Below are 8,779 nucleotides of genomic sequence, written 5' to 3' on the forward strand. Positions count from 1 at the left end.
GGCTACATCCGCGACGTGGCGACGCCGTGCAACAAGCGCACGCCCGGCAGCGGCTGCCCGGCGCGGAGCGGCGACAACAGAGGCCACGCCATCCTGGGCACGAGCACTTCCTGCGTCGCCACACACGCCAGCGACGTCGCGGTGGCGCTGGTCGCGCTGGACGCGTCCGTACGGCTGCTCGGCGCCGACGGCGAGCGGACGGTACCGCTGGCGGACCTCTACCTGCGGCCCGGCGACACCCCGCACGTGGAGAACCGGTTGCGACCCGGCGAGCTCATCGCCGAGGTGATCGTGCCGCCTCTCCCGTGGGCCAGGCACTCGGTCTACACCAAGGTGCGCGAACGTCAGTCTTACGAGTTCGCGCTGGCCTCGGCCGCCGTGGCGGTCGATCTCCGCGACGGCGTCGTACACGACGCCCGGGTCGCGGTCGGCGGCGTGGGGACCGTGCCCTGGCGGCTGCCCGCCGTCGAGGCGGCGCTGCGCGCCGGTCAGAGCCGTGAGGTGGCGGCCGCGCTCGCCGCTGAAGGATCGCGGCCGCTGGCCGGCAACGCGTTCAAGGTGACATTGGTGCAGCGCGTGATCCTGCGCGCTCTGGCGGAAGTGGCAGGCCCGCGATGAGGCCCGTAATGAGCTCGGTGGACAGGGAAGACGGCCCCGTCAAGGTCACCGGCGCGGCGGTCTACGCGGCCGACAACCACCCGGACGGGCTCGCCCACGGCTACCTGCTCACCAGCACGATCGCGCGCGGCTCCATCCTCGCCATGGACACCGCCCTGGCGGAGAAGGCGCCCGGAGTGATCGCGATCTACACCCCGTTCAACCCGCTCGAGCTCCAGCCGTACGCCAAGGAGGAGAACGCCGAGCTCCACCCGCCGCTGCAGAACACCGGCGTCCGCTACTACGGCCAGGCCATCGGGCTGGTCGTCGCGGAGACGTTCGAGCAGGCCAGGGACGCCGCGGCACTGGTGACCACCCGCTACAGGGCCGAACACCCCAGGGCGTCCTTCGCCGAAGGTTCGCCCACGCCGCTGCCCGGCGGCACGCCCGTCACAGAAGTGCTGGCCCCCGGTGTCTCCTCAATCGATGAGGCGCTGGCGGCCAGCGAGGTCACGGTCACCGCCACGTACACGACGCCGGCCGAGACGCACGTCGCGATGGAGCCGCACGCCACGGTGGCGTACTGGACCGGCGACCGGCTCACCGTCTACACCGCCAGCCAGGGCGTACGGCTGGTCGTGGACCGCCTGTCGGAGACGTTCGCCATGGATCCGGCGCGGATCCACGTCATCAACCCGTACGTCGGAGGCGGCTTCGGCAACAAGTGGGACGTGTGGGCGCACACCCCGCTGGCCGCGGCGGCGGCCCGCGCGCTCGGTCGCCCGGTCAAGACCGTGCTCACTCGCGAACAGGTGTTCACCGTGGTCGGGCACCGGCCGCTGACCTCCCAGACCGTCTCCCTCGGTGCGGCCAGGGACGGCACGCTCACCGCCGTCAAGAATGACGGCGTCTCCAGCAAATCGGCCTCGAACAACTTCCACGAGCAGGTGGCGAACCTCTCCCTGGCTCTGTACGGCTCGGCCAACCTGCACGTGAGCAGGAGGGCCGTCACACTGGACGTCCCGGTCACGACCATCATGCGCGCGCCCGGGGAGTCCAACGGCTCCTTCGCGCTGGACAGCGCGATGGACGAGCTGGCCGCCGAACTCGGCATGGACCCGCTCGACCTGCGCATGAAGAACGACACCCCGATCCACCCGGCCAACGGACTGCCCTGGTCGAGCAAGCACCTGGCGGAGTGCTACACCCGGGGCGCCGAACGGTTCGGCTGGTCGCGGCGCAGTTCCAGGCCCGGCGCGGTCACCGACGGGGACTGGCTGGTCGGCCTCGGCATGGGGACGGCGACCTACGGCGCGGGCCGAGGACAGGCGTCGATCAACGTACGGCTGCGCGACGACGGCCGCGCGGTGGTGTCGGGCACCGCGGCCGACCTCGGCACAGGACAGTCCACCGTCTTCGCCATCCTCACCGCCGACGCCCTCGGCATCCCGGTCGGCCGGGTCGTGCCGGAGCTCGGCGACTCCGCCACGCCTCCGGCGGCCAACGCGGGCGGCTCCGGCTCCACCTCCACCAACGGGCCGGCCGTGCAACTCGCCGCCGACGCCGCCAAGGAAGCGATGGTCAAGCTCGCGACCGAGCACGAGAAGTCGCCGTTCCACGGCCGGGAGGTCACGTTCTCGGCCGGGGAGGTCAGGGCCGGCGGGCGCGGGGTGCCGTTCGGTGAGCTGCTGACCCTGCTGGGCGTGCCCGCCGTCGAGGCCACCGCGACCTCGCCGCGGAACCCCGTGAAGGACCACGCGTTCAGGTCGTTCGGCGCGCACTTCTGCGAGGTGCGGGTCAACCGGTGGACCGGGGAGCCGCGGGTCACACGGTGGCTGTGCGTGGTGGACGCGGGCACGATCGTCAACGCCAGGACGGCCCGCAGCCAGATCGTCGGCGGCATCGTCATGGGGATCGGCCAGGCGCTCCTGGAGGATCTGCGGATCGAGCCGGAGACGGGCCGCTTCGGCAACGCCACGATGGCCGACTACCTGGTGCCCATCAACGCTGACATTCCCCCGATAGATGTGGAGTTCCTGAATTATCCTGACACCCTGCTGAGCGACCTCGGCGCCCGCGGCATCGGCGAGTTCGGCATCGTCGGAGCGGCGGCGGCCGTGGCGAACGCCGTCCACAACGCCACCGGCAAGCGCATCCGTGACCTCCCCATCACCCTGGACAAGCTTCTGTGACCCGTTCGGCCCGCCATCGCGGCCGCCGGCGAGCGCTCCAAGGCGTCTCGGAGGAACTGGGTGCAGGCATGCAAGGACCTGACGCGCGCTGTCCGGTGCCCGTGGCGCGGACACCGCATCCACAGACACCGGACATGGCGGGAGACATCAGGCGCCACTTCCCCTGCACGGGCGAAGAGACGCCTGAGTCGACCGGTGCAAAACAGGGCCAGCCGGTGCCGGCTTCTTTCACCGGGTGCCACGCACCCGCTGTGCTCAGGCGGCCTCGTAGCGGCGCTGGCAGGCGATGCAGTAGCGGGCCAGCGGCCGGATCTTGAGCCGTTCGAACGGTATGCCCGCCTCGCAGTGGGCGCAGCGACCGTACGTGCCGGCCGTGAGCCTGTCGAGGGCCTGGGTGAGTTCGGCGATGGCACGGTCGGCGGTGGTGAGGGAGACGAGCAGCTCCTGCCAGGTGTCGTCGGCCCCGCTGCCGTCTTGCGCCTCGGCCCGCAGGCCGAGCAGGTGGCGGCTGCGCCGTTCCAGCTGCTCTTGCAGATCCTGGCGAAGCGCTTGCAGTTGCACGCTGCTGAGGTGCGATGTCCTACGGGTCTCTGTCATGGTGCACGTTCCTTTCTCGAAATCTGGATTTGCGCGGCCGCGGTGGGTCAGCGGCGGTGCGCGGTGAGGCCGGCTGCAGGCACAGGCGCGCCAGGTCGCGGATGGTCGCATGCTGCGGTTCGGGCGGCGCCGCCGGTGACGACCAGGCCGCTCTGACCTTGGCCATGACGTGATCGGCTCCTGGCTTGTGGCCGTGAAAGGCGGGCCAACCTCCGCGTGCGCAGAGCGGCCGTGGCGACGTCTCAGGCCATGGGGCAGGCGGGCGCAGGCCGGACATGCACCACCAAGCCCCACGGCGCGCGAGCGGCCGGAGACCCCGGAGAGATGAAAGGCGTCGGCTAGGTCACCGGTGGGCTGCGCGATCCGGCGGTGCGGTGCGCGAGCTGCTGGGGATCGCGGACCGCGTCCGCACCCGTGCCTGGCGACGGCAGCAGCGCCGGGTGGGCGGTCTCGCCGCCGCGCTCGCCGCGCAGCGGCGGCCACAGCGACAGTACGTGGTGCTCACGGACACCGGCGGGCTGCGGCGGCAGACTCGACAACTCCGCATCCCACGCGGCCGGCGTCCATGACGGGCTGGAGGACGATCCGCTATAGGCCGTCCCCCCGCCACCCCCCGCGGGAGAGGCGCCGACCAGCAGCAAAGACAGCAGGACCAGGCCCATCACGCCGATCAGCGCGATGGACCCTCGTGGTGTTCTCCACGGTCCCGTCATAGGGCCGACCATAGCTCAGACGACGCGAAAAGGCATGCCGTCCGTTATGGCGCGTGCCTTGGGCATGTGTCCGGTGTTCCCCTCGAGCGTCTGCGCTGCACGGCTGATCGGCGACGCGGCCATGACTGCGGCCGGAACCTCTGGAGGTCTCGTCACAGGTGGCGAAGTCGCCGACCTACAGGACGGCTCCGTTGTCTGCCCGCGGACGCGCGCGCCGAACGGCGGGTTCGGGTGGCGGCTGCTTGCTGAGGCGTTCGAGCTCAATCGCCAGCGGGCCGGCCACGAACGACGAGGACGCCGTACCGGCCACAATGCCGGTGATGAGCGCGACGGCGAAGTCCCGCAGCGAGTCGCCGCCGAAGACGGCCAGCGCGGTAAGGATGAACAGGGCGCCGAGCCCGGTGTTGACGGTGCGCGGCACGGTCTGCAGGATCGCGGCGTTCATGACCTCGGCGAAGCGCGTCTGCCGCTGTGCCTGCCACAACTCCCGTACCCGGTCGAACACGACCACCTTGTCATTGATCGAGTAGCCGATGATCGTCAGCATGGCGGCCAGGAAGACGCCGTCGACGGGTTTGCCCAGCCAGGCGAAGACGCCCACGACCGCTGCCGTGTCAACGGTGAGGGCGGCGACCGCCGCGGTGCCGAACGTCCACCGGAACCTGATCGCCAGGTAGATCAGCTGGGCCAGCAGTGCCACGGCGAGGGCGATGAGGGCGTTGCGGCTCAGCTCTTCTCCCAGGCTGGGCCCGATCAGGTCGTCACGCTGCTTGGTCACGTCGCCGATCCGGCGGTCGAGCGCCTGCTCGATGCCGGCCACGTCGTCGGCGCTGATCTGGCCGGCGCGTACGGAGACCGTGGTGCCGGAGGCGTGCACGGCCGCCGCCGGGTGGCCGGCCTCGGTCACGGCTTGCCGGGCCGCCTCGGCGCTCGCCGGTTGGGCGGTGCTGAACTCGATCAGCCGGCCCCCGGTGAACTCGACGCCGAAGTTCAGGCCCTGGACGGCCAGTCCGATGAGGGCGGTGGCGGCCACGGCGGCGGCCACGGCCAGGTAGCGTCGGCCGCCGGCCATGAGGTCCGGGTTGTGCCGGGTCACCCAGGCCCGTACCCGGCCCTGAGAGGCGAGGCCGGACAGCCGCGGCCCGACCCTGCTGATCGTCAGGTGAGTGAGGACGCGGGTGATGAGCATGGCCGAGACCAGCGAGGCCAGCACCCCGATCGCCAACGTCACGCCGAAGCCGCGCACCGGTCCCGAGGCGAGCCAGAACAGCAGTCCCGCGGCCAGCAAGGTAGTGATGTTGGAGTCGGCGATGGCGCTCCACGCGTTCCTGAACCCGTTGCCCAACGCGGCTTGCAGCCCACGTCGCGGTAGGCGGCCGTACTCCTCACGGGCTCGTTCGAACACCAGCACGTTGGCGTCGACGGCCATGCCGATGGCCAGCACGAACCCGGCCAGACCGGGCAGTGTGAGCGTCGCCCCGAGCGCGATCAACGCCGCGTAGGAGATGAGCCCGTAGGCGGCGAGCGCCACGGCGGCCAGCAGTCCCGCGAGCCGGTAGGCGGCGACGATGAACAGCGTGGTGAGGAGGACACCGACGACGCCGGCCTTGGCACTGGCCTCGATGGCCTCTGCGCCGAGGGTGGGCCCGACGGTGCGCTGTTCGATCAGGGTGAGCGGGACGGGCAAGGCGCCGCCCTTGATGAGCACGGCCAGATCGTTCGCCTGTTGATGGGTGAAGGAACCGGTGATTTGTGTGGACCCGCCTGGGATGCCGGTACGGCACGGCACGCGTGCGTCCACCTGGGGCGACGAGATGATTTCCTCGTCGAGGACGATCGCGACCCGTCGCCGGGGATCGCCCTGGCTCTGGCAGGCGGCCGCGCCGGTCAGCTGCTGCCAGGCGGTGGCATCGCGGAAGTCGACGGCCACGAACCAGGCCGATCCCTGCTGTGGGTCGCTGCCGGCGGCGGCGTCGGTCACCGCGCCACCGGTGATCGCAGCGGCGCCGAGCCGCAGAGGTCGCCCGGACTCGTCGGGCATGACCGGCTCGGAGCCGGCGCGGCCGGTGTCGCCGGCGGTGGCCTCGCCGAGCACCGGATGGAAGGTGAGCTGCGCGGTTCTGCCGATGACCTGGGCGGCCTGACTGGGGTCCAGAATGCCCGGCAGTTCGATGATGATGCGCCGCTCGCCGGCGCGGACCAGGGTCGGATCGGTCACGCCGAGCGCATCGGCGCGGCGGCGAAGCACGTCCAGGGCTCGATCGGTGGCCTCGGCGTCGGCCTTGGCGGTGGGTGAGTCGCGGGTTTCGAAGACGAGTTGGGTGCCACCGCGCAGATCCAGGCCCAGACGCGGCGACATGGTGAGAGTGAGCAGCGATGCGACGGCGACGACGGCGCACGTCAGCAGCGCACGCCACAAGGGCGCACGTGACATGGAAGCCTCCACGGGCTGAAGGGAAAGGGGACGTCAGCGCGTCGTGGAAGGCGGGGCGCGGGCCGGAGCCGGAGGGCGGCCCGGCCGCGGCGAGATGGCGGGGTGTCCGGTTGTGGGGGTGGCGGCCCACAGGCTCTGGGCAGGTTGCCAGGTGGCAGCCAGGACGGCCGGCAGCAGCGGCAGGGCGGAAGCGGCGTGGGCCGGGTGCGCGCGGGGCAGGACCGCGTCCACCGCGCCGTGGTCGGCGGGAGCGATCCACCAGGCCGCTGACGCGGAGGCCGGCTGCTGGTGATCGCTGTGAGGGCCGCTGAACATGAACGCCGACAGCAGGAGGAGCAGGACGACGGGCAGTTTGGCGCGCACGTCACCTCCTGCTCGGCTGAGGATGGTCGTTGACGGCAACCGTACCCCGGGGCGGCGGCGCACGCGTCGGAGCCCGCATGGCCTGCACATGGTCTGGTCTATGGTTGGCCTCGTGAGGGGGCGGTGGAACACACCACGAAAGCCCATCGCGCTGGTCGGCGTGATGTGCTTGGCCGTGCTGTGCGTTCTGCTGCCCGGCACCTCATACGCCTGGGGCAGCGCGGACGCCGGCACCCCGAGAGGGCCGTCCTCCAGCGCGGCGTGGAGTCCGGACGCGTGGGACGCCGACCTGTCGAGCCTGCCACCGCAGGCCACCGGTGTCCGTGAGCACCACACGCTGTCGCTGTGGCCGCTGCAGCGTGGCGAGGGCCCGCTCCGCGGGCTCGGCTGTGCATGCCGGCCCGGTGACCGCTGCTCCGCAACTGTTTGAGTCGGAGCGCATCGACGGAGGGGCTGTGGTGTTCCCGGCCTCATGGTCGGAGGGCACCGCGATGTGCGCAGACGTGACGGTGAGCCGTCGACGAGGAGCCGGAGGGGCCCATGATCAGATTGGACCGCCTTGTCAACGTACTGGGCGGATACGGCGTGCGGCTGTGCGGAACGCCCGAAACGCGCTCGGCTCGGTTGCGCAGTGTGGCATTGCCGGATGCCGCGGACGGTCGCATCGCGGGCGACGTGTTGCTGGCTGTGGGGGCCGCTTCACTGACCGAGGCGGTGCGATGGGCGGCTTCCGCGCACGCCACTGCGGTTCTGGCCCGCGCCGGCGGTGAAACCGAGCGCGAGGCCGCCATCCTGGGTGAAAGCAAGGGCGTGGCCGTGCTGCTGGTCGACCCCGCCGTGTCGTGGAGCCAGCTGGCGGGCGTGGTCTACGGGCTGGTGCTGGAGGGGCGGGAAACCGAGTCGGGGCGTGGCCCCACCGACCTGTTCGCCTTGGCCGACAGCCTGGCCGACGTGATCGGTGGCGCCGTGACCATCGAGGATCGGCTGTCACGGGTGCTGGCCTACTCCCGCTCCCAGCAGGCGGGCGACCCGGCCCGGCTGGAGACGATCCTGGCGCGTCAGGTCCCCGACCACCTGCGCGAGATGTTCCTAACCCGTGGGGTATTCGCCCGGATGGCCGCGACAGACGAGCCGGTGTTCGTCGACCCGGACCCCCAGCACGGACTGACCGGACGTATGGCGGTGGCGGTACGGGCCGGCCGCGAGTCGCTCGGGTCGGTCTGGGTGACCTGCGCCACCCCCTTGACCGGGGCGCGGCTGCGTGCGCTGGCCGACGGCGCACGGACCGTGGCACTGCATCTGCTGCGTTCGCGGGCAAGCGCGGACCTGGAACGGCAGATCGAGTCCGATCTCGTCATCCGGTTGCTGGAAGGCGGCGCGGACGCCGCCACGGTCCTCAGCCAGCTCGGGCTGGCCCCGCAAGCGATGCGGGTCATCGCGGTCCGCGCGCATACCGCCGATGAAGGGCACGCCGCACTGTTGCTGGCCTTCGAGCAGGCCACCACGGGTTTCGGCTGGTCCAGGCCTGGGCGCAGCACGCTGCTGGGCAACACCCTGTACACGATCCTCCCCGCGGAACAGGCGGCCCCGGCACGGGAGTGGGTGGCTACGCTCCAGGCCACGTTGCCATCGCAGGTGCACCTCACGGCCGGGATCGGCGCAGCCGCCCGGACCTCAGAGCTGCCTGCCAGCCGGCAAGAGGCCGACGAGTGCCTGGCGCTGCACGAGAGCGGCCCGTCCCGCACCGCGCCGCCGGCCTACGACGAGGCCTGGGACGACATTTTGCTGCAGCGGTTGCGCCCGCCGGCGCGGACCGGCAGGACCCCCGCACGCCGGCCGGGGTGCACCGTGCTAGGGCCCGACCCCCGCCCAGCCCCCCATTC

Annotated in this window: 8 protein-coding genes; 4 read left to right on the forward strand and 4 right to left on the reverse strand. The window is 71.6% G+C overall.

The annotated features are described in order from the left end of the window. Positions 1-618, forward strand: a 618-nt coding sequence (locus AB0J09_RS46870) for an FAD binding domain-containing protein (RefSeq protein WP_360706537.1), incomplete at its 5' end; no start/stop codon positions are given. 8 nt (positions 619-626) lie between these two features. Further along, positions 627-2,789: a xanthine dehydrogenase family protein molybdopterin-binding subunit gene (locus AB0J09_RS46875; RefSeq protein WP_360706539.1), complete on the forward strand. Its 2,163-nt coding sequence runs from the start codon at positions 627-629 to the stop codon at positions 2,787-2,789. 255 nt (positions 2,790-3,044) lie between these two features. On the opposite strand, the gene AB0J09_RS46880 is transcribed toward AB0J09_RS46875, so the two are convergent. The 4 genes from AB0J09_RS46880 to AB0J09_RS46895 form a co-directional block, all read right to left on the reverse strand. After that, a complete protein-coding gene (locus tag AB0J09_RS46880) occupies positions 3,045-3,386 on the reverse strand; it encodes a TraR/DksA C4-type zinc finger protein (RefSeq protein ID WP_360706542.1) in 342 nt (113 codons plus the stop codon). Between the two features lie 338 nt (positions 3,387-3,724). Further along, positions 3,725-4,099 carry a hypothetical protein gene (locus AB0J09_RS46885; RefSeq protein WP_360706545.1) on the reverse strand — a complete coding sequence of 125 codons (375 nt, stop codon included), beginning with the start codon at positions 4,097-4,099 and terminating at the stop codon, positions 3,725-3,727. 175 nt (positions 4,100-4,274) lie between these two features. Next, entirely contained in the window at positions 4,275-6,533 is a 2,259-nt protein-coding gene (gene secD / locus AB0J09_RS46890) for a protein translocase subunit SecD (RefSeq protein WP_360706547.1), read from the reverse strand. Positions 6,534-6,566: 33 nt separating this feature from the next. Then, entirely contained in the window at positions 6,567-6,896 is a 330-nt protein-coding gene (locus AB0J09_RS46895) for a hypothetical protein (RefSeq protein WP_360706550.1), read from the reverse strand. Positions 6,897-6,996: 100 nt separating this feature from the next. Between AB0J09_RS46895 and AB0J09_RS46900 the strand changes: the two genes are divergently transcribed. Together AB0J09_RS46900 and AB0J09_RS46905 are read left to right on the forward strand one after the other, a co-directional pair. Next, positions 6,997-7,326: a hypothetical protein gene (locus AB0J09_RS46900; protein WP_360706552.1), complete on the forward strand. Its 330-nt coding sequence runs from the start codon at positions 6,997-6,999 to the stop codon at positions 7,324-7,326. Positions 7,327-7,436: 110 nt separating this feature from the next. Further along, positions 7,437-8,779: PucR family transcriptional regulator (locus AB0J09_RS46905; protein ID WP_360706555.1), on the forward strand; the 1,343-nt coding region annotated here is incomplete at its 3' end.

The sequence above is a fragment of the Nonomuraea sp. NPDC049784 genome, assembly GCF_040659615.1.
Lineage (GTDB): Bacteria > Actinomycetota > Actinomycetes > Streptosporangiales > Streptosporangiaceae > Nonomuraea.

Bases quoted from the DNA above. Each gene is read 5' to 3' on its own strand.
- AB0J09_RS46900 (WP_360706552.1), top strand. From the start codon at position 6,997: ATGGTTGGCCTCGTGAGGGGGCGGTGGAACACACCACGAAAGCCCATC.
- AB0J09_RS46875 (WP_360706539.1), top strand. From the start codon at position 627: ATGAGCTCGGTGGACAGGGAAGACGGCCCCGTCAAGGTCACCGGCGCG.
- AB0J09_RS46880 (WP_360706542.1), bottom strand. From the start codon at position 3,386: ATGACAGAGACCCGTAGGACATCGCACCTCAGCAGCGTGCAACTGCAA.
- secD (WP_360706547.1), bottom strand. From the start codon at position 6,533: ATGTCACGTGCGCCCTTGTGGCGTGCGCTGCTGACGTGCGCCGTCGTC.
- AB0J09_RS46885 (WP_360706545.1), bottom strand. From the start codon at position 4,099: ATGACGGGACCGTGGAGAACACCACGAGGGTCCATCGCGCTGATCGGC.